Raw genomic sequence first — 19,764 nt, 5'->3', positions numbered from 1 at the left:
ACGATGAATAATTTGCGCTTGTGCTTTATACAGTACCTGTTGATTATAGATGTGTAAACATCTAGACGGCTAAATATTTTAAGGGGTCAATATGTCTGTTATAAATCATACACTTGGTTTTCCACGTGTCGGTCTGAAAAGAGAACTCAAACGTGCACAAGAAGATTATTGGGCAGGCAAAATTGACCAATCTGCACTTCTTGAAACAGGTTACCAACTACGTGTTCGTCACTGGGAGCAACAAAAAAATGCAGGTGTAGACCTGCTACCCGTCGGTGACTTTGCATGGTATGACCAAGTTTTAACCACTAGTTTATTACTAGGAAACGTTCCACCGCGTCATCAAAATGAAGATGGCTCTGTCGATTTAGATACCTTATTTCGTGTAGCTCGGGGTCGTGCGCCAACAGGCAAGCCAGCGGCAGCGGGGGAAATGACGAAATGGTTTAATACTAACTATCACTATATCGTGCCAGAATTCCAGCAAGGACAAGAATTTAAACTGTCGTGGAATCAACTGTTTGACGAAGTCGACGAAGCATTAAAACTCGGTCATAACGTTAAACCTGTCGTCATTGGTCCAATTACCTACCTGTGGTTAGGAAAAGTGAAGGGACCAGCCTTTGACCGCCTATCCTTGCTGAAGGATCTGCTGCCTGCTTACCAAGAAATTCTTGCTCGACTGGCTGAAAAAGGCGTGGAATGGGTGCAAATTGACGAGCCAGCACTGGTACTCGATTTACCTATTGAATGGCAGAATGCTTACCAACAAGCGTATCAATCCCTCGCAGGTAAAACTAACTTACTGTTAACCACCTATTTTGACGGTATTAGCCATCACTTGGATGTCATCAAACAACTGCCAGTGCAAGGACTGCATGTGGATGTGGTTGCGGGTAAGGATGATATCGCAGCATTGCATCAAGCGCTTCCTGCGGACTGGGTGCTTTCGCTCGGATTAATTAATGGCCGCAACGTATGGAAAGGGGATTTAGGCGAGAAATTCCAACGGGTGAAACCGCTGCTAGGAGAGCGCACTCTGTGGATTGGTTCATCTTGCTCGCTACTGCATAGCCCAATTGATTTAAATGATGAAACGCGTCTGGATGCCGAAGTGAAAAGCTGGTTTGCATTTGCGCTGCAAAAATGTGAAGAACTGGCGCTATTGACGAAAACACTCAATCAACCAACGGCAGAAAATATCGCAGCGTTAGAAACCTATAGTGCACCAATTCGTGCTCGACGCACCTCTTCTCGAGTCAATAATGCACAGGTCGCTCAGCGCTTAGCGGCAATTAACGCGAAAGATACCGAGCGTACTCGCCCTTATGTAGAGCGTGCTGAACTTCAGCGCCAACGTTTTAATCTGCCATTGTGGCCAACCACGACAATCGGCTCTTTCCCGCAGACCAGTGAAATTCGTTCTTTGCGCCTTGATTTCAAAAAAGGGAATGTAGACCAACTGAATTACCGCACCAGTATCAGTGAGCACATCAAACAAGCTATCAAGGAGCAGGAGCTGCTGGATATTGATGTCCTCGTGCATGGTGAAGCTGAGCGAAATGATATGGTGGAATACTTCGGTGAACACTTTGATGGTTATGTCTTTACGCAAAATGGTTGGGTACAGAGTTACGGTTCTCGCTGTGTGAAGCCACCGGTGATTATTGGTGACATTAGCCGCCCAGAAGCCATTACAGTGGAGTGGGCCAAGTATGCGCAGTCGTTGACGGATAAACCGGTGAAAGGAATGCTGACAGGTCCGGTGACCATCCTGTGTTGGTCATTCCCTCGGGAAGATGCCAGCCGTGAAACGATAGCCAAGCAAATTGCGCTGGCATTGCGTGACGAAGTGGATGATTTACAAAAAGCGGGTATTGGCATTATTCAGATTGATGAGCCAGCGTTACGTGAAGGGTTACCGCTGCGTCGCGATGAATGGAATGACTATCTGACTTGGGCGGTGGATGCCTTTAAATTAAGTGCAGCCATCGCCGATGATAAGACGCAAATTCACACCCATATGTGTTATTGCGAGTTTAATGACATCATGGATTCGATTGCTGCGCTGGATGCTGATGTTATCACCATTGAAACCTCGCGCTCGGATATGGATTTATTAGATGCATTCGAAGATTTTGATTACCCAAATGAAATTGGTCCGGGGGTTTATGATATTCACTCGCCTAACGTTCCAAATGTAGAGTGGATTGTAGCGCTATTACGTAAGGCTGCACAGCGAGTGCCAGTGGAGCGTTTATGGGTGAATCCAGATTGCGGTTTAAAAACCCGCGGATGGACGGAGACTCGCCAAGCACTGGCAAACATGGTGGAAGCGGCGAAAAAACTGCGAAATGAGTATCAAAGCTAGTAACGGGTTAGTTTAGTAAAAAGCCCACTTTAAAGTAAAGTGGGCTTTTATTTGTGCCAAAGACTGGGCTTAACCGAACAGTTTTTGTTTCAGTAAGTTCATGCCAATTGAGGCTAAATCGATATTTTCTGGTAGCACACCATTCGGGCTCGCGCTATCTACGATAGTCGGTAAATATTTAGCGACCATATCTGTTGCTTGCTGTGGATCTAAACCAACGCGTTGAGCGAGTTCTTGGATCCCTGAATCACCGAAAACTTGCATTAACTGGCTAGCATTAACTGGCAAATTTTCACCTTCAGCAACCCATGATGAAACGATCCCGCCTAAGCCTTCAGTGTTAAATTTATCGACGACACCTGAGAGCCCGCCTTGATTTTCAACCCAATCAATAACAGATTGAAACTGTTGCATTTTATCGCCTGCAACCATGCCTAACACTTGATCAAACAGACCCATTTTGACTCCTCGATAACGTAATTGATGCGTTCAATACCAAGTATGGAACATTTTACAAAAAATAATAGGCGGCTATTTTGGGGAATTTACTCAACAGGTCAATGAAAATCAGAGACAAAGAGGGAATTTAATAGGTATAAAAACCAGCAGATCAGAAAACAACCAAATCGGTCACAATTTTTATCACACTTTCTTGTGAAGGTTAGTATAAGAATGTTAAATATAAAAATTCATATATATCAATACATTAATAATTAATTGTTTAAAATTTATATTATCTTTAGTGTGATGGTAGTCATGTGTTTGTGAATTTGGTTATGTGAAAATTCACAATATTCACCAGAATTCACAGTGTTTACCAAAACTAACCGTATTCACCAGAATTTATCATTTGTTGGAACTGACAACATCAGGGGGCTAGATGAAAAATACCGTTAACCATGTTGGCGTTATTGGTCTGGGTTCGATGGGGATGGGGATCGCGCAATCACTAATAAGAAATAAGATCCCAACCTATGGGTTTGATTTAAATCCACAGGCATGCGAGGCGCTACTCGAATATGGGGCGCAAGCCACAGGGCAAGATGCCGCGCAGTATGCACAACAGCTAGACGCGCTACTTATGGTGGTCGTCAATGGTCGGCAGGTTGAGGCGATTTTATTTGGTGGTGAGAAGCCACTGGTAGAGAAGCTTCGTCCAAATACTGTCATTGTGTTGCACAGCACACTGGCTGCGGAGCAGACAAAACAGATCGCGCAGCGCCTTGCTGAATACCAGCTTCCATTAGTCGATGCGCCTATATCTGGCGGAGCGATTAAAGCGGTAGAAGGTAAACTGACCGTTATGGCATCGGGTTCCCCTAAGCTATTCGCTCAGCTTTCTACGGTGTTTGATGCAATTTCAGAGCGTCTCTATCGTGTCGGAGATGAAATCGGTCTTGGCTCCACAGTGAAAACTATCCACCAGCTATTGGCGGGGGTACATATTGCGGTTGCAGCGGAAAGTATGGCGCTGGCGGCAAAAGCGGGCATCGATTTAGATGTGATGTATGACATCGTCACCCATGCAGCTGGCAACTCATGGATGTTTGAGAACCGTATGCAGCATGTGCTTGATGGAGACTATACCCCTAAATCGTCAGTCGATATTTTTGTGAAAGATCTCGGTTTGGTGATGCAAACCGGAAAAGCGCTGAATTTCCCACTGCCATTGGCAGCAACGGCGCATCAAATGTTTATCTCAGCCAGCAATGAAGGTTTTGGTTTACAGGATGATAGCGCCGTTATCAAAACCTTTAAGGGCATTACTTTACCGGAGAAAAAGGCATGACAGTGAAATTAGGTGTGATTGCTGATGATTTTACCGGCGCGACAGATATTGCAGGCTTTATGGTGCAAAACGGCTGGAAAGTGGTGCAGCTACTGAATGAGCCGAATGAAAACACTCCAATCCCTCAAGATGTGGATGCCATTGTGGTGAGCTTGAAAAGCCGTTCTTGTCCTGTAGATGAAGCCATTAGTGCCTCGGTAAATGCATGTCGCTGGCTGAAAGAATCAGCGAAATGTCAGCAGATTTTCTTTAAATATTGCTCAACCTTTGATTCAACAGAGAAAGGCAACATTGGTCCAGTAACCGATGCACTGATGAAGCAGCTGGGTACGTCATTATCATTAGTATGCCCTGCATTGCCCGTTAACGGTCGAACCGTGGTACATGGGCACCTGTTTGTTAATGGTCAATTGCTCAATGAAAGTGGAATGCAGCACCACCCAGTCACACCAATGACTGATGCCAACCTAATGCGTCTAATGGAAAAACAGTCAGCCGGTAAAGCAGGGCTGATTAATCTTGCGACAGTGCAAAAGGGCAGCGCCGCCATCACTGAACAGTTAGAACAGCTACGCCAGCAGGGTATCAGTTATGCGGTTATGGATAGCTTCACGATGGATGATTTACTGCCTATTGCTCAGGCTTCGCAATCACTGCCTTTATTAACGGGCGGGTCAGGATTGGGGGCTGCCCTTGCGAATATTGATAGCCAAGTGGCTTGGGGACAAGGGGAAAGCCGTGGCAGTAAGCCGACAGGGAAAGACAGAAAAACGGTCATTCTATCGGGAAGCTGCTCTCTAATGACCAACAAACAAGTACAAAGCTATCAGCAAGTTGCACCTAGCAAAGCGCTAGATGTGGGTGAATGCATCAATAATTCAGACTATGCAACCGTATTGGCACAATGGGTTAAAGACCAGAAAATCACTGGGTTAGCGCCTTTGTTATATGCCACCCAACCACCAGAGTTATTGAAGCAAACGCAGGAAAAATACGGTGCCGCATTATCGAGTACCGCGGTAGAAAATGTGTTTGGGCAAGTAGTGACGTTACTTCAGCAGCAAGGTTATAACACTTTTATTATCGCGGGCGGCGAAACGTCTGGAAAAGTAGTTCAAAGCCTTGGAACTGAACAATTAAGTATTGGCTCACCTATCGCGCCGGGTGTGCCTTGGGTACAAGACTTAGCAAGCGGTAACTGGTTAGCACTGAAATCAGGCAATTTTGGTCAAGAGAATTTCTTCCAGTTAGCACAGGAGATGGTTAATGAGTAATGAAAAGGCGCTACGCCAAGAGTTAGTGGATTGGGCGAAGTCAATGTTTAATCGCGGATACAGCAGCGGTGGTGCGGGCAATATCAGCGCACGCTTGCCGGATGGCTGTATTATTGTCACCCCGACTAACTCGAGCTTTGGCGATTTAGATCCTGAGCGCCTGAGCAAGCTCGATGCGCAAGGTAACTGGATTGATGGTGACAAACCAACAAAAGAAGTTTCCATGCATATGGCAATGTATTTGCAGCGTCCAGATTGCCAAGCGGTGGTTCATCTGCATTCACCTTGGCTAACGGCTCTATCCTGTTTGCCGAATTTAGATACCGCAAACTGTTTACCACCGATCACACCTTATTACGTGATGCGTGTGGGCAAATTACCTTTGATTGAATATTTACCACCGGGTGATGACCGTATTGGTGAAGAAATCGCAAAATTAGCACCTCATCATAATGCGATTTTACTCTCTAACCACGGCCCTGTTGTTGGCGGAAAAACCTTAAGGCAGGCGTTTTTCAATGCGGAAGAATTAGAAGATACCGCGCGCCTATACATTACATTGCGCCCACACGGCTTCACCACGTTAACGCAAGAGCAGGTTCATGAGCTCGAAAGCCGTTATCCACAGAAATGAGGCGATAGACATGGCTAAATTTGCAGCAAATCTCAGTATGATGTTTAACGAAGTTCCGTTTATTCAACGCTTTGAACGTGCCGCTCAGGCTGGTTTTAAGGGCGTTGAGTATCTTTTCCCTTATGAAGAAGATGCGGATGTTATTGCGGGTGAATTGAAAAAACATCAACTTACCCAAGCATTATTTAATATGCCTGCGGGGAATTGGGGCGCTGGCGAGCGTGGAATGGCGTCTATTCCTGGTCGTGAAGCCGAGTTCGCTCAAGGGGTACAAACTGCCCTGAAATACGCTTTAGCATTAGGCTGTAAACAAGTGCATGCCATGGCGGGTAAAGTGGATGAGAAATTCACACCTGAAGAGCAAAAAACGTGTTTTATTAAGAATATACAGCATGCAGCGGATGTGATGGCTGAGCACGGAATTCGTGTGCTTATCGAGCCGATTAATACCCGCGATATGCCAGGGTATTTCTTAACGACCCAAAAGCAGGCTGAAGCGCTGTTACCTGAAATCAATCGCGAAAACGTGTTTATTCAATTGGACTTGTATCACTGCCAGATTATGGAAGGTGACTTATTGAAAACAATTGAGCGTCTTTGGGGTAAATTTAGTCATATTCAGATAGCATCAGTACCTTTTCGCCATGAACCTGATAGCGGTGAAGTCAATTATCCATGGATTTTTAATCAACTCGATGAAATGGGATATGAAGGCTGGCTGGGATGTGAATACCACCCAGCAGGACGCACCGAAGACGGTTTAGGCTGGCTAAAGCAAGCTAATTCCTAGGAGAACCGAATGATCCCTTCCGAACGTCGTGATTTTATTTATCGCTATGTCTATGAGCACCAAACTGTGTCTATCAATGACTTAGTGGGTTTAATGAATGTCTCTCATATGACGGTTCGACGTGATATTCGCATGTTGGAAGAGGAAGGGAAGGTTGTCGGAATTAGTGGTGGTGTTCGGTTAAATGATGTGTTACGCCAAGAGCTACCGTGGAGCGAAAAGGCAAGACTTCATCATCAAACGAAACGCGAAATCGGTCAATTTGCCAGTTCACTAGTTGAAGATGGTCAGGTGGTTTACCTCGATGCAGGCACCACCACGTTTGAAATTGCCCGCGTATTGGGTGAGCGTTTTAATCTCACTATCGTGACCAATGATTTTTCCATCATGCAGTATTTGATGAATAAATCACAACTTAACCTGTACCACACTGGTGGGCAGGTTGATAAACGCAACCATTCCTGTGTTGGCAATACGGCGGCCGCTATGTTGCAAACACTAAACGTGGATATTGCGTTTATTAGTACCAGCTCATGGGACTTGCAACATGGGGTTTCCACACCGCATGAGGAAAAAGTCCAAATAAAACAAACGTTATTGGATGTCGCTCGTCGGTGTGTACTGGTTTCAGATAGCAGTAAATTCGGTAAATACGGTATGTTCCGTGTCTGCCCATTAGATCAATTGCACGACATCATTTGTGACCAACATTTACCGTCTGATGTGGTGCAACGGATACTCGAAAAAAACATAAAACTTCATTTAATAAATACATAAAAAACATCTTACCTACTGATGCATAACCCGGCAGGGTTATAGCAAGGAGAATGACAATGAAAGTTATTATTACTGGTGGCGCAGGTTTTCTGGGCCAGCAGCTAGCCGCTGCTTTGCTTAAAAACAACCAAGGATTAAAATTTAACCAGCTCGTTTTAGCGGATATTCAATGCCCTACATCGCCTATTGAAGACCCTCGTGTGAGTTGCGTTGCATTAGACTTAACCCAGCCAGAAGCCGCAGATAAGCTGATTGATGCGCAAACTGACGTGGTATTCCACCTTGCGGCGATTGTCAGTAGCCATGCTGAAAGTGATTTTAACTTAGGCATGAAAGTGAATTTCGATGCGACTCGCCAATTGCTTGAAGTCGCTCGCGCGAAAAACCCTGCCATCAAGTTTTTATTCACCAGCTCCCTTGCGGTATTTGGCGGTGAATTACCCGATGTGATCACCGACTTGTGTGTTGTTAACCCGCAATCTTCTTATGGTGCTCAAAAAGCCATGTGTGAATTGATGGTGAACGACTATTCCCGTAAAGGCTATGTGGATGGACGCGTGATGCGCTTACCTACCATTAGTATTCGCCCTGGAGTCCCGAATAAAGCAGCATCTTCTTTTGCTAGCGGCATTATCCGAGAGCCTCTAAATGGGATTGAGAGTGTTTGCCCAGTGTCTCCAGAGTTGGCGTTATGGTTATCTAGCCCAGAAACGGTGATCAACAACTTCATCCATGCGGTTTCAATTCCAGCAGAGAAATTTGGTCTTTCACGTACTGTGAACCTGCCGGGGATCACCGTGACAGTGCAAGAGATGATTGATGCCCTGCGTGATGTCGCTGGTCAACAAGCGGTTGATTTAATTCGTTTTGAGCCTGATGAAGCCGTCAACCGCATTGTGGCAAGCTGGCCGGGTAAATTCGATATTCGCCGTGCACTGGATTTAGGTTTTAAAGCTGATGGGTCATTTAGCGATGCGATCCGTTCCTTCATTAAGCACCACGGCTGTGCAAAATAGGAGATTAAATAATGTCCTATATTCCTATTATTGGCCTCGCGGTGGCCATATTTGTCCTTATCTTTTTAGTATTGCGAACGCGGGTTCACGCCTTGTTAGCGATGTTGATTGCGGCTGCAATCGCAGGGTTATCAGGGGGATTAACTGCGGCGGAAACCGTCACCGTTATTACAAAGGGCTTTGGTTCGACCCTCGGTAGCATTGGTATTGTTATCGGTCTCGGGGTAATGATGGGAAGGGTGCTGGAAGTGTCCGGTGCTGCTGAGCAGATAGCTTATAGTTTTATCAAATGGTTAGGTAAAAAACGCGAAGAGTGGGCGCTGGCAATTACCGGTTATATTGTCAGTATTCCTATCTTTGTAGACTCTGCATTCGTCATTTTGTATCCGCTGGCAAAAGCGTTAGCGAAGAATGGAAAACGCAGTATTTTAACTCTTGGTGTTGCATTGGCGGGTGGTTTAGTTGTTACCCATCATACTGTGCCGCCAACTCCAGGTCCTCTCGGTGTTGCCGGGATCTTCGGGGTTGACGTTGGTGCCATGATTTTAGCGGGTATGACGCTGGCAGTGCCGTGTGTCATCGGGATTGTGTTCTACGCCAAATGGTTGGGAACTAAATACCCTGAATTCATGCCAGATGAAACGGGCAGCGAAGATTTAAAAGAAGTGCATGCGCGTTACATGGAAGAAAAAGCCAACAAACCATTACCAAGCTTATTCTTATCATTGTTACCAATCATCACGCCAATTCTGTTGATTTTTATTAATGCTATCAACGGATTATTACTGAAAACTGCCGCATTCCAAGGCATGGATGATAACTGGTATTTCCAATCATTCCAATTCTTAGGGGCACCGATTATCGCCTTATCCATTAGCGTCCTGATTTCGGTTTATACGTTAATGCCAAAAGCGTCGAAAGAAGAAGTTATCGACCGTATGGAAGAAGGTTTGCAAGCGGCGGGTATCATCTTGCTTGTAACCGGTGCTGGTGGAGCATTAGGCGCAGTATTGCGTGACAGCGGAACGGGAACAATTCTTGCGGAGCATGTCGCGAATTTACCGATTACACCTGTATTAATCCCGTTTATTATCGCGACATTAGTGCGTTTAATTCAAGGGTCAGGAACGGTAGCAATGATCACCGCAGCTTCGATTTCTGCGCCAATCATTAGCCAAATTCCTGATATCAACTTATTAGTTGCGGCCCAAGCGGCAACGATGGGATCTCTGTTCTTCGGTTACTTTAACGACAGCCTTTACTGGGTGGTGAACAGAATGATGGGGATCAAAGACGTTAAACAACAAATGATTGTTTGGTCTATTCCAACAACAATAGCTTGGGCTATCGGGTTGGTTGGGGTCTTGATCCTTGATGTCGTGCTGTAAATTTAGCATATTGATATTATAGTGTTTTTTTCTTCTGCCTAATAAAAGCGCCCATTCGGGCGCTTTCTTTCGATAATCACAAACATTCATCTATACTGGGTGTATCTCATTATTCACATTCATCTCAATAAGACTTATTTGTGATCGTGATCTCGTTTTAATGAAATTCAAGTGAATCTGTTTCCATTAAAGTAGATATTGGTCACTAAATTAATCAAAGCTAAGCGCTATATTGACAATAATGTACTAATTCAATGATGCCATTGTGTAAAGGAGTTTGATATGTCTGACGTTTTCCACTTAGGTTTAAAAAAGAGTGACTTACAGGGTGCAACCGTTGCTATTGTTCCTGGGGATCCTAACCGTGTTGAAAAAATTGCACGTCTGATGGACAACCCTGTACATCTGGCTTCATTACGCGAATTCACCTCATGGCGTGGCGAGCTTGATGGCAAAGCTGTGATTGTCTGCTCAACCGGTATTGGTGGTCCATCAACCTCTATCGCAGTTGAAGAACTGGCTCAGTTAGGTATCCGTACTTTCTTACGTATTGGTACAACAGGTGCAATCCAAGAAAACATCAATGTGGGTGATGTACTTGTCACCACAGGTGCTGTTCGTTTAGATGGCGCAAGCCAGCACTTTGCACCACTGGAATTCCCAGCAGTCGCTGACTTCACTTGTACTAATGCGCTGTATGCTGCGGCGACAGAAGCGGGTGCAACCGTACACGTCGGTATTACCGCATCTTCCGATACCTTCTACCCAGGTCAAGAACGTTACGACACCTACACAGGTCGCGTAATGCGCCATTTCAGAGGCTCAATGAAAGAGTGGCAAGACATGGGCGTGATGAACTATGAAATGGAATCAGCAACACTGTTAACTATGTGTGCAAGCCAAGGCCTGCGTGCGGGTATGGTGGCTGGGGTTATCGTAAACCGTACTCAGCAAGAAATTCCAAATGAAGCGCTACTGAAAAAAACAGAAGGTAATGTTCTGAGCATCGTTGTCGAAGCTGCTCGCCGCCTGCTGTAATCCTAATTAGCTGACCCGTTTACTGATTTCACTCGGTTGTGGATTTTCGGTAAACGGGTTCAGTTATCATCCTTATACCCATGTATCTTAAATATTCTTGTATCTCTAAATGATCAGCGCTAAATTTATTTTCTCGCGTTTTTCTTATTCCCTTCATCTATGAATCTGTTATTGTCATTTAAAACAATTAATAGAAGCTTCTTAAGTTACTCAAATTACAAGTAATTGATGATTTCGTTTATTTTTAGTTTGAGCAATGACAGAGCTAAAAAGGGAAAACGTATGTCAACCAAACCTTACCTTCACCCCTCTGTGCTGCCTTTAACCGGTGGAATTAACTTTCGTGATTTAGGGGGAAAAAAACTGTCCAATGGCGGAAAAATAAAGCCCGGTGTTTTATTTCGTTCTGGGGCGCTCGACCGCTTAACCCAAGATGATGAAAAAGTCTTACAGTCACAAAACCTTTTCCAAATTATCGATTATCGCGATGAAGCTGAAATTTTAGATAAACCAGATGTGGTGTGGAGTGGTGCTCATTATGTGCATGCCCCTGCAAACCCGCTGGCAAAAGAAGTGAGTGCAAACCTTGATAAACTCACTCCTGAAGTGCTGGAACAGTTTGATCCTCAAGCCTTTATGTTCCGCCTCTATGAGTTGCTTCCGTTGAACAATGCCGCTTATCACCAATTAGTGAACATGTTGAAGCAGCCAGAAAAAGGTGGGCTTGTGCAACACTGTGCTGTGGGTAAAGACCGGACAGGGGTTGGCTCGGCTCTCGTGCTGTTTGCGCTGGGCGCAGATGTGAATACTGTGATGGATGATTACCTTTTAACGAACGAGACGTTAGCGCCATTTCGTAACCATTTACTCGAAGAATTTTCCAAGACCATGAGTGAAAATGTGGTGAAAAAATTCGAGTATGTATTTTCTGTTCGTGAAGAGTTTTTACAAACTGCATTGAAAAGCATAGAAAATAACTATGGAAGCGTGGATAACTGGCTAGAAAAAGACTTTGGTTTAGATAACGCTCAGCGCGGTGTACTTCAAAGTTACTTCCTCGAATAAACCTCTGCGGAATTGAAGTTGCAACGCGTCAGTTTTGTTGCAACTTTATTTACTTCCAAGAACTATAATATGTTTACTTAGCTGAATAATAGTTACTTAGTCGACTTATAGTTAACAAATCAATCTTAAACTGTAGGAATTCGCCCTTGAGTATTAATGAAATTGTCACGGCCATTACAGAATTTACTCGCGCTCATGAAGTGTGGGCGATCCCTATTGTTTTCATTCTTGCGTTTGGTGAATCCCTCGCGTTTTTATCGTTATTACTCCCTGCGACCGTTATTTTACTTGGTCTGGGCGCATTGATTGGTGAAAGTGAAATTGCCTTTTTCCCGATTTGGTTAGCCGCTGCATTAGGTGCATTTTTTGGGGATTGGGTCTCTTATTGGTTTGGTTTTCACTATAAAGAAAAAGTTCGTGAAATGTGGCCAATTTCCCGCAATCCTGAAATGATCGACAAAGGACATCGATTCTTTGAGAAGTGGGGCGTTTGGGGAATATTCTTCGGTCGATTCTTTGGACCATTACGCGCGGTGGTACCGCTTGTTGCAGGGATTTGTGAAATGCGGCAACGACATTTCCAAGTCGCTAACTTAGCCTCTGCGATGATTTGGGCATTTGGTATTTTAGCCCCCGGTGCGCTTGGTTTACGTTGGTTTGCGAGCTGGATGGGATAAGCTGCGAAGCCGCTCGCAAAAAGTAGCCGTTGGGAGATTTACCTCTGGACACTTATACAGTATCCCATTACCTTACTCTAGATTTTAAAAAGTAAGGATTGATTCGTGGATACCTCTCTTTTATATGCAATTATTGGCGCCTTAAGTGGCATTTTGGTCGGCGGTTTAGCGGTCTGGTTTTCTATTGTCCAAAAAATAGCGGGAAAAGAGCGAGAGCTACAAGAGGTATACCGCCAATTGGCGGCGAGTGATGAAAAAAATGTGCATTTAGCGCTGTGGAAAGAGGAATGTGACAGGCTCGATCAGGAGCTACGTACACAGCGAGATATTAACCGCGAACAAGAAGCAGAGCTGCGGGAAGTGATGACCCGCTTTGAACAGACGCAACTTGCCAATGAAGAAAAACAACGGATTTTACAAAATAGCGAGCAGCGCCTTACGGCTCAGTTCGAAAATCTAGCTAATCGTATTTTTGAGCAGAACGAACGTCGAGCATCCGAACAACATCAGAAAAATTTAATGGCTATGCTGTCACCGTTTCGTGAGCAACTTGAAGGGTTTCGCCAACAAGTGCAGCAAAGCTATGGCGAAGAAGCCAAAGAGCGCCATACACTCACTTATGAAATCCGCCAATTACAGCAGTTAAATAATCAAATGACCAAAGAAGCGGTCAACTTAACTCGAGCCCTAAAAGGAGATAACAAAATCCAAGGGAACTGGGGGGAAACGATTTTAACGCGGATTTTAGAAGTTTCAGGGCTGCGAAAAGGCAGTGAATTTGAAACTCAGGTGAGTATCAACACCGGCTTCAATAGCCGATACCAACCCGATGTGATTATCCATCTTCCTGAAGGCAAGGATGTGGTGGTCGATGCGAAAATGTCGCTGGTGGCTTATGAACACTATTTTAATAGTGATGACCCAGAACAGCAGCAGCAAGGCATAAAAGAGCATGTGGCTTCCATTCGTAACCATATGAAAATGCTCAGTCGCAAGGACTACCATCAATTACCGGGAGTTCGCTCTTTAGATTATGTGCTCATGTTTATTCCGATTGAGCCTGCGTATTTATTAGCATTAAAAGAAGCGCCTGAACTACTTGATGAAGGATTAAAACTGAATATCATGTTGGTTTGCCCATCCACCTTGCTGGTGGCAGTGCGTACCATTAATAATTTATGGCGCTATGAACGGCAAGAGCAAAATGCTCAAGAAATCGCAGATAGAGCCGCTAAAATGTACGATAAGCTGCGTTTATTTATTGATGATATGCAGGTATTGGGCTCGAGTTTAGAGAAAGCAAATCACACTTATTCTTCAGCAATGAAGCGCCTTGCTGAAGGCCGAGGTAATTTGCTTGCTCAAGCGGAAAGTTTTAAAGAGTTAGGTGTGGAAGTTAAGCAATCTATAGACCCTCAGCTAGCTGAGCGGGCTGACAAGTCTAATTGTGCGGAATCTTAGAGTTATAATAGGGTTTTCACTCAAAGGCTGGTACACTTCACAAAAAAGTTTGAACGATTAACAGGCATAATAGAAATGACCGAACCAACAAAAGAAACCATCGATTTTGGTTTCCGTACTGTAGAGAAAGAAGAAAAAGCTGGCCTAGTAGCAAATGTTTTTCACTCTGTAGCCTCTAAATATGACCTGATGAATGACTTAATGTCTTTTGGTATTCATCGTATCTGGAAACGTTTCACAATCGAAGCGAGTGGTGTGCGTCGTAATCAACGCGTACTTGACCTTGCTGGTGGAACTGGTGACCTCACTGCAAAATTCTCTCGCCTTGTGGGTGAAAAAGGTGAAGTGGTTCTCGCAGATATTAACGATTCAATGTTAAAAATGGGACGCGAGAAACTGCGCGATTTAGGCATTGTTGGTAATGTTAATTACGTACAAGCTAACGCAGAAGAGTTGCCATTCCCTGATAACTATTTTGACTGTATTACCATCTCTTTTGGTTTACGTAACGTCACCGATAAAGATAAAGCATTACGCTCCATGTTCCGTGTATTGAAGCCGGGTGGACGCCTGTTAGTGCTTGAGTTCTCTAAACCAATTCTTGAACCACTGAACAAAGCTTACGATGCTTACTCATTCCATATTTTACCGCGTATCGGTCAAGTGATTGTGAATGATCCTGAAAGCTATCGTTACCTCGCTGAATCTATCCGTATGCACCCAAATCAAGAAACCTTGAAAGGGATGATGGAAAACGCAGGTTTTGAGCAAGTCTCTTATGACAATATGACCGGTGGTATTGTTGCATTACATAAAGGGTTTAAATTCTAAGATGGAAGCACCATCAGCGCATATTGAAAATCCTAATACTGTTTTATATTCCTTGATGACGGCATTAATGGAAACCTCCTTGAACCATATGTTGTTCAAGGAAAAAGTCCTGCAACCTGCAAGAATGCGTTTAGCAGGTAAAGTGATGGGAATTGAGCTTAAAGAGCTGAATAAAACTCTGACACTTATTTTTGCTGAAAATCATGTAGATGTATTAAGTGAATGGCAGGAACCTGCAGATTGCACTATCAAAACGTCACTGTTTACGTTGATTAAGTTGAAAGATAAGCAGCAGCTTTCACAACTTATCAATAATGGCGACATTGTGATTGAAGGCGATATGCAAATTGTTCAACACTGGTCTTCATTACTGGATTTAGCTATCTGGAACCCAGCTCATTATTTATCGCCTTATATTGGTGATATTGCGGCAGAAGGCATCAGTAAAGTGTTGGGTAAAGGAGCTTGCCTCGCTTCTCGATTAGTTAGTCGTCAAAAAACATACGTTAAAGACATTATTCTGGAAGAGTGGAAAATGGCACCAAGTCAGTTGGAATTAGTGCACTTTAGCGATGAAGTTGAGCAGGTTTCAAATTCAATGAGTCAGTTAGAACAACGACTCAATCAGTTGGAGGAGAAGAATGACTCCCGGTGAAATAAAACGTCTTTACTTCATTATTCGGGTATTTCTCTCTTATGGACTAGATGAGCTGATCCCTAAAATTAAGCTGACATTGCCTTTAAGAATCGGGCGGTTAGGTTTTTTCTGGATCAAAAATAAACACAAAGATAAAGATCTTGGTGAACGGTTACGTTTAGCATTGCAAGAATTAGGACCGGTTTGGATAAAATTTGGTCAAATGCTTTCGACCCGCCGAGATTTATTCCCTCCTGCAATTGCTGATCAATTGTCATTGTTACAAGACAAAGTGGCGAGTTTCGATGGTAAATTAGCCCGTCGTTATATTGAAGAGTCACTCGGTGGTCCATTAGAGCAGTGGTTTGATAACTTTGATGAGCAGGCTCTTGCCTCTGCATCGATCGCCCAAGTTCATACTGCAACATTGAAAGAAAATGGCAAAGATGTTGTTTTGAAAGTTATTCGCCCTGATATTTTGCCTGTCATCAAAGCGGACATTAAGCTGATGTACCGTATTGCCAATTGGGTTCCTCTTCTTCCTGATGGACGACGTTTACGTCCTAAAGAAGTTGTGCGCGAGTACGAGAAAACCTTGATTGATGAGCTAAATCTTCTTCGCGAATCTGCTAACGCTATCCAGTTAAGACGCAACTTTGAAAACAGCTCTATGCTGTATATCCCAGAAGTTTACCCTGATTATTGCCGTGAAAACGTGATGGTCATGGAGCGTATCTACGGTATTCCTGTTTCGGATATTGCGGCATTAGAAGCGCAAGGTACGAACATGAAATTACTGGCAGAGCGGGGCGTAAAAGTCTTCTTTACTCAAGTATTTCGTGACAGTTTCTTCCACGCAGATATGCACCCGGGCAACATTTTTGTTAGTTACGATCATCCAGAAGATCCGCTCTACATTGGTATTGATTGTGGGATCGTGGGTTCGCTTAACAAAGAAGATAAGCGCTATTTAGCTGAAAACTTTATTGCCTTCTTTAATCGTGACTATCGTAAAGTCGCTGAATTGCATGTGGATTCTGGTTGGGTTCCGCCAGATACTAATGTTGAAGATTTTGAGTTTGCTATTCGCACCGTTTGTGAGCCTATCTTTGAAAAGCCATTAGCTGAGATTTCATTTGGGCATGTGTTATTGAATCTGTTCAATACCGCTCGTCGATTTAATATGGAAGTTCAGCCGCAATTGGTGTTATTGCAGAAAACCTTATTGTACGTTGAAGGTCTTGGTCGTCAGTTATACCCGCAGTTGGATTTATGGAAAACAGCAAAACCATTCTTAGAGGATTGGATCCATAGCCAAGTGGGTATTCCGGCTATTACCAAAGCGTTAAAGGAAAAAGCGCCATATTGGGCAGAGAAAATGCCAGAAATCCCTGATTTGATCTATGGGGCATTAAAGCAGCACCGTTTCTTGCAGTCCAATATTGAACAGCTTACACAAGAGTTAAAGCACCAACGCACTAAACAACGTAAATCACAGTACCTATTAGGAATTGGGGCGACCTTTATTCTTTGTGGTAGCTTATTCTTTATTTCTGACTTAACCCGAATTGCAGCAGCATTTATGGCTGTAGGTGCATTGTCGTGGCTTGTAGGTTGGTGTAAAGGAGAGGATAATTAAGTAGACTTTGTTTTGCGACAAGTTTATAAGGCTGTGATCATTTCCGTATTTAGCGTTGGTTGTATATAATAGAGTTAGTTACAATTGATCCCAAAACTATAGAGGTATTAACAATGGAATCAACTTTTGCAATGGCTGCTTTCGGTAGTCCTTGGCAATTAATTATCATTGCTTTGCTTATCATTTTAATTTTCGGCACCAAGAAATTACGTTCTTTAGGTTCTGATCTGGGCGAATCACTTAAGGGCTTCAAAAAAGCAATGAGCGATGATGAAGCTGCAAAAGCGAAAGCAGAGCAAGAGAAGCAAGATGCTGATTTTGCACCGAAAAACATCACTGAACAACAGGCTCCTGAGAAAAAAGACAGCCCAGTTGAGAGCAAAAATAAAGAGCAGGGATAAACCGTGTTTGACATAGGTTTTAGTGAACTACTGCTAGTTGCGATCATCGGTCTTGTGGTATTAGGCCCCCAACGTCTACCAGTGGCAGTGAGAACTGTTGCTGGTTGGATTCGTGCTATGCGCTCTATGGCTGCTAATGTCCAGAATGAGCTATCACAAGAACTGAAATTGCAAGAACTGCAAGAGACTCTTAAAAAAGTTGAAGAGAAGGCGGGTTTGGAAACTCTTTCTCCGGAACTTAAAAAGTCGATGGATGACCTGCGTCATGCTGCTTTGTCTTTACAAAGTGGTTATCAGGCAACAACCAATGATGTCCAATCTGAGTTGAACAAAGCAAAAGAGATCACAGAAAACTACGATGCTGCGGTAAAGGAATCCCATGCTAGTTCTTCGCAAACTCAAGAGTCAGATCCTGATCCTGAGTATGCTGCTAAGATGGCTGCCGTTGTTGAAGAAAAACCTGCTTCAGCAACACCAACAGACTCTAAGCCACTCGATGCTAAAGTAACAAACTCCAATCAAACAGAAAGTGAAAAATAACACATGGCTGTCAATGATGCTCAACCACTTATTAGCCACCTGATTGAACTAAGAAAGCGGCTACTAAACTGTTTGATTACGGTATTAATCGTCTTTGCGGCGCTCGCTTATTTTTCAAATGATATTTATCGCCTTGTTGCTGCGCCTTTGATTGATAAGCTGCCTGTTGGTTCTCAAATGAGTGCGACAGACGTAGCATCGACGTTTTTTACTCCGATTAAACTAACCATGATGGTATCTGTATTTGTTTCGATACCCGTCATTTTGTACCAGGTCTGGGCATTTATCGCGCCTGCGCTGTATAAGCATGAACGTCGATTAATGCTGCCGTTACTGGTATCAAGTAGCTTCCTATTTTATTTAGGAATGGCTTTTGCTTACTTTGTGGTATTCCCGTTAGCTTTTGGTTTTTTTGTAAAAACAACACCAGAAAGTGTTAACTTTATACCTGATATCAGCAAATACCTCAGTTTTGTCATGACATTGTTCATGGCATTCGGGGCTGCGTTTGAAGTACCAATTGCGATTATTTTACTATGCTGGACTGGCGTAACGACTCCAGAATCACTTAGACGTAAACGTCCATATATCTTAGTGGGTGCGTTTATTGTCGGGATGTTCCTGACTCCGCCAGATGTTTTATCACAAACTCTACTTGCAGTACCGATGTATTTGCTGTTTGAGCTTGGGGTATTACTGTCTAATTTCTATGTTGGCAAAGGTCGACGTAGAGGTGATGACGAAGAAGAAGAGCCTGAAGAATAATCACGGTGACAACATTATTGTGAAATAAAAAGCCCATTCAATCGATGGGCTTTTTTTATGCCAGTTTGAAGCAAACATATCGTGAAAAACTTATTCAGACTCTTTTCTAAATTGCGTATTATCAATGACTTTTGCGACAGTGGTATTTAAGATGTTAAGCAAGAGGATTGAGCGCGACTCACCATTTGGTTCATTGAAGATGGCCTTAACGCCGGCAAAAATACCTTCAGTAATGACAACACTATCTCCCTGAGAGGGGAGATCCGGTGATTGAGTATGGCTGACGGGCGTTTGTTGTATGAGTTCAATTATCTCTTCAGGAACTTCAGCCGGTAATGCGCCAAAGCGAATAAAGTGGCTGACACCGCGTGTAGATTGGATGGTGGTTGTATGAATTTGCTCATGGTCGAATTTCACAAACAGGTAATTGGGGAATAACGCTTCAGTAATAACTGTGCGCTTGCCTCGAACGACTTTCTCCATTTCAGTCATTGGAGTCATACAAGTCACATGCTGTCGAGTTAAGTGCTCAACCGCTCTATCCAGTTGCCCTCGTTTGCAATACAGCAAATACCATTTTTCCATTTTTTGATCCCATCCAACAAATTTATGCTCATGATAACAAATTAAGGCATAAGAATGTGACTAATGATGAGTTGCACAATATTATT

Annotated in this window: 20 protein-coding genes; 18 read left to right on the top strand and 2 right to left on the bottom strand. The window is 43.6% G+C overall.

Translation table 11 applies throughout. The features are described 5' to 3' along the window. Window positions 1-91 precede the first annotated feature (91 nt). Window positions 92-2,371, top strand: coding sequence for a 5-methyltetrahydropteroyltriglutamate--homocysteine S-methyltransferase (gene metE, locus GKR61_RS12040; protein WP_154599629.1), 2,280 nt, complete (start codon window positions 92-94; stop codon window positions 2,369-2,371). A gap of 69 nt (window positions 2,372-2,440) precedes the next feature. On the opposite strand, the gene GKR61_RS12035 is transcribed toward metE, so the two are convergent. Next, the gene (locus GKR61_RS12035; protein WP_154599628.1) at window positions 2,441-2,830 is read right to left on the bottom strand and encodes a YidB family protein; all 390 of its coding nucleotides are present in this window, start codon (window positions 2,828-2,830) and stop codon (window positions 2,441-2,443) included. Between the two features lie 421 nt (window positions 2,831-3,251). Between GKR61_RS12035 and ltnD the strand changes: the two genes are divergently transcribed. The 17 genes from ltnD to tatC all read left to right on the top strand — a co-directional run bounded on the left by ltnD (window position 3,252) and on the right by tatC (window position 19,093). Continuing rightward, window positions 3,252-4,160, top strand: coding sequence for an L-threonate dehydrogenase (ltnD, locus tag GKR61_RS12030; protein WP_154599627.1), 909 nt, complete (start codon window positions 3,252-3,254; stop codon window positions 4,158-4,160). Then, window positions 4,157-5,434, top strand: coding sequence for a 3-oxo-tetronate kinase (otnK, locus tag GKR61_RS12025; protein WP_154599626.1), 1,278 nt, complete (start codon window positions 4,157-4,159; stop codon window positions 5,432-5,434). Before ltnD ends, otnK begins: the two co-directional genes overlap by 4 nt. After that, window positions 5,427-6,068 carry a 3-oxo-tetronate 4-phosphate decarboxylase gene (gene otnC / locus GKR61_RS12020; protein WP_036954976.1) on the top strand — a complete coding sequence of 214 codons (642 nt, stop codon included), beginning with the start codon at window positions 5,427-5,429 and terminating at the stop codon, window positions 6,066-6,068. The genes otnK and otnC overlap by 8 nt, the downstream gene beginning before the upstream one ends. 10 nt (window positions 6,069-6,078) lie before the next feature. After that, on the top strand, window positions 6,079-6,858 hold the full coding sequence (gene otnI, locus GKR61_RS12015) for a 2-oxo-tetronate isomerase (protein WP_036954971.1): 780 nt from the start codon (window positions 6,079-6,081) through the stop codon (window positions 6,856-6,858). Between the two features lie 9 nt (window positions 6,859-6,867). Beyond that, window positions 6,868-7,635: a DeoR/GlpR family DNA-binding transcription regulator gene (locus GKR61_RS12010; RefSeq protein ID WP_154599625.1), complete on the top strand. Its 768-nt coding sequence runs from the start codon at window positions 6,868-6,870 to the stop codon at window positions 7,633-7,635. Window positions 7,636-7,691: 56 nt separating this feature from the next. After that, window positions 7,692-8,651 carry a D-erythronate dehydrogenase gene (gene denD / locus GKR61_RS12005; protein ID WP_036954963.1) on the top strand — a complete coding sequence of 320 codons (960 nt, stop codon included), beginning with the start codon at window positions 7,692-7,694 and terminating at the stop codon, window positions 8,649-8,651. Window positions 8,652-8,662: 11 nt separating this feature from the next. Next, window positions 8,663-10,039 carry a GntP family permease gene (locus GKR61_RS12000; RefSeq protein WP_036954960.1) on the top strand — a complete coding sequence of 459 codons (1,377 nt, stop codon included), beginning with the start codon at window positions 8,663-8,665 and terminating at the stop codon, window positions 10,037-10,039. 282 nt (window positions 10,040-10,321) lie between these two features. After that, a complete protein-coding gene (gene udp / locus GKR61_RS11995; RefSeq protein ID WP_006658334.1) occupies window positions 10,322-11,077 on the top strand; it encodes a uridine phosphorylase in 756 nt (251 codons plus the stop codon). A 282-nt stretch (window positions 11,078-11,359) separates the two neighbouring features. After that, entirely contained in the window at window positions 11,360-12,142 is a 783-nt protein-coding gene (locus GKR61_RS11990) for a tyrosine-protein phosphatase (RefSeq protein WP_036954957.1), read from the top strand. Between the two features lie 146 nt (window positions 12,143-12,288). Beyond that, a complete protein-coding gene (locus GKR61_RS11985) occupies window positions 12,289-12,819 on the top strand; it encodes a DedA family protein (RefSeq protein ID WP_154599624.1) in 531 nt (176 codons plus the stop codon). A 105-nt stretch (window positions 12,820-12,924) separates the two neighbouring features. Beyond that, window positions 12,925-14,280, top strand: a complete 1,356-nt coding sequence (gene rmuC / locus GKR61_RS11980; protein WP_051422791.1) for a DNA recombination protein RmuC — start codon at window positions 12,925-12,927, stop codon at window positions 14,278-14,280. Between the two features lie 75 nt (window positions 14,281-14,355). Then, window positions 14,356-15,111, top strand: a complete 756-nt coding sequence (gene ubiE, locus GKR61_RS11975; RefSeq protein ID WP_036954951.1) for a bifunctional demethylmenaquinone methyltransferase/2-methoxy-6-polyprenyl-1,4-benzoquinol methylase UbiE — start codon at window positions 14,356-14,358, stop codon at window positions 15,109-15,111. 1 nt (window position 15,112) lies between these two features. Next, window positions 15,113-15,766 carry a ubiquinone biosynthesis accessory factor UbiJ gene (locus GKR61_RS11970; protein WP_036954948.1) on the top strand — a complete coding sequence of 218 codons (654 nt, stop codon included), beginning with the start codon at window positions 15,113-15,115 and terminating at the stop codon, window positions 15,764-15,766. Continuing rightward, entirely contained in the window at window positions 15,753-17,387 is a 1,635-nt protein-coding gene (gene ubiB / locus GKR61_RS11965; RefSeq protein WP_132497142.1) for a ubiquinone biosynthesis regulatory protein kinase UbiB, read from the top strand. Before GKR61_RS11970 ends, ubiB begins: the two co-directional genes overlap by 14 nt. A 113-nt stretch (window positions 17,388-17,500) precedes the next feature. Continuing rightward, the gene (tatA, locus tag GKR61_RS11960; RefSeq protein ID WP_036954943.1) at window positions 17,501-17,788 is read left to right on the top strand and encodes a twin-arginine translocase TatA/TatE family subunit; all 288 of its coding nucleotides are present in this window, start codon (window positions 17,501-17,503) and stop codon (window positions 17,786-17,788) included. A gap of 3 nt (window positions 17,789-17,791) precedes the next feature. Next, the gene (tatB, locus tag GKR61_RS11955; protein WP_036954940.1) at window positions 17,792-18,328 is read left to right on the top strand and encodes a Sec-independent protein translocase protein TatB; all 537 of its coding nucleotides are present in this window, start codon (window positions 17,792-17,794) and stop codon (window positions 18,326-18,328) included. A 3-nt stretch (window positions 18,329-18,331) separates the two neighbouring features. Next, entirely contained in the window at window positions 18,332-19,093 is a 762-nt protein-coding gene (tatC, locus tag GKR61_RS11950; protein ID WP_036954937.1) for a Sec-independent protein translocase subunit TatC, read from the top strand. A 90-nt stretch (window positions 19,094-19,183) separates the two neighbouring features. On the opposite strand, the gene rfaH is transcribed toward tatC, so the two are convergent. Next, window positions 19,184-19,678, bottom strand: coding sequence for a transcription/translation regulatory transformer protein RfaH (gene rfaH, locus GKR61_RS11945; protein WP_036954935.1), 495 nt, complete (start codon window positions 19,676-19,678; stop codon window positions 19,184-19,186). Window positions 19,679-19,764 lie beyond the last annotated feature (86 nt).

The sequence above is a fragment of the Providencia sp. wls1916 genome (assembly GCF_009706585.1).
Lineage (GTDB): Bacteria > Pseudomonadota > Gammaproteobacteria > Enterobacterales > Enterobacteriaceae > Providencia > Providencia lanzhouensis.
This window is presented reverse-complemented; position numbering and strand designations above follow the sequence as displayed.

Bases quoted from the DNA above. Each gene is read 5' to 3' on its own strand.
- metE (WP_154599629.1), top strand. From the start codon at position 92: ATGTCTGTTATAAATCATACACTTGGTTTTCCACGTGTCGGTCTGAAA.
- GKR61_RS12035 (WP_154599628.1), bottom strand. From the start codon at position 2,830: ATGGGTCTGTTTGATCAAGTGTTAGGCATGGTTGCAGGCGATAAAATG.
- ltnD (WP_154599627.1), top strand. From the start codon at position 3,252: ATGAAAAATACCGTTAACCATGTTGGCGTTATTGGTCTGGGTTCGATG.
- otnK (WP_154599626.1), top strand. From the start codon at position 4,157: ATGACAGTGAAATTAGGTGTGATTGCTGATGATTTTACCGGCGCGACA.
- otnC (WP_036954976.1), top strand. From the start codon at position 5,427: ATGAGTAATGAAAAGGCGCTACGCCAAGAGTTAGTGGATTGGGCGAAG.
- otnI (WP_036954971.1), top strand. From the start codon at position 6,079: ATGGCTAAATTTGCAGCAAATCTCAGTATGATGTTTAACGAAGTTCCG.
- GKR61_RS12010 (WP_154599625.1), top strand. From the start codon at position 6,868: ATGATCCCTTCCGAACGTCGTGATTTTATTTATCGCTATGTCTATGAG.
- denD (WP_036954963.1), top strand. From the start codon at position 7,692: ATGAAAGTTATTATTACTGGTGGCGCAGGTTTTCTGGGCCAGCAGCTA.
- GKR61_RS12000 (WP_036954960.1), top strand. From the start codon at position 8,663: ATGTCCTATATTCCTATTATTGGCCTCGCGGTGGCCATATTTGTCCTT.
- udp (WP_006658334.1), top strand. From the start codon at position 10,322: ATGTCTGACGTTTTCCACTTAGGTTTAAAAAAGAGTGACTTACAGGGT.
- GKR61_RS11990 (WP_036954957.1), top strand. From the start codon at position 11,360: ATGTCAACCAAACCTTACCTTCACCCCTCTGTGCTGCCTTTAACCGGT.
- ubiE (WP_036954951.1), top strand. From the start codon at position 14,356: ATGACCGAACCAACAAAAGAAACCATCGATTTTGGTTTCCGTACTGTA.
- GKR61_RS11970 (WP_036954948.1), top strand. From the start codon at position 15,113: ATGGAAGCACCATCAGCGCATATTGAAAATCCTAATACTGTTTTATAT.
- ubiB (WP_132497142.1), top strand. From the start codon at position 15,753: ATGACTCCCGGTGAAATAAAACGTCTTTACTTCATTATTCGGGTATTT.
- tatA (WP_036954943.1), top strand. From the start codon at position 17,501: ATGGAATCAACTTTTGCAATGGCTGCTTTCGGTAGTCCTTGGCAATTA.
- tatC (WP_036954937.1), top strand. From the start codon at position 18,332: ATGGCTGTCAATGATGCTCAACCACTTATTAGCCACCTGATTGAACTA.
- rfaH (WP_036954935.1), bottom strand. From the start codon at position 19,678: ATGGAAAAATGGTATTTGCTGTATTGCAAACGAGGGCAACTGGATAGA.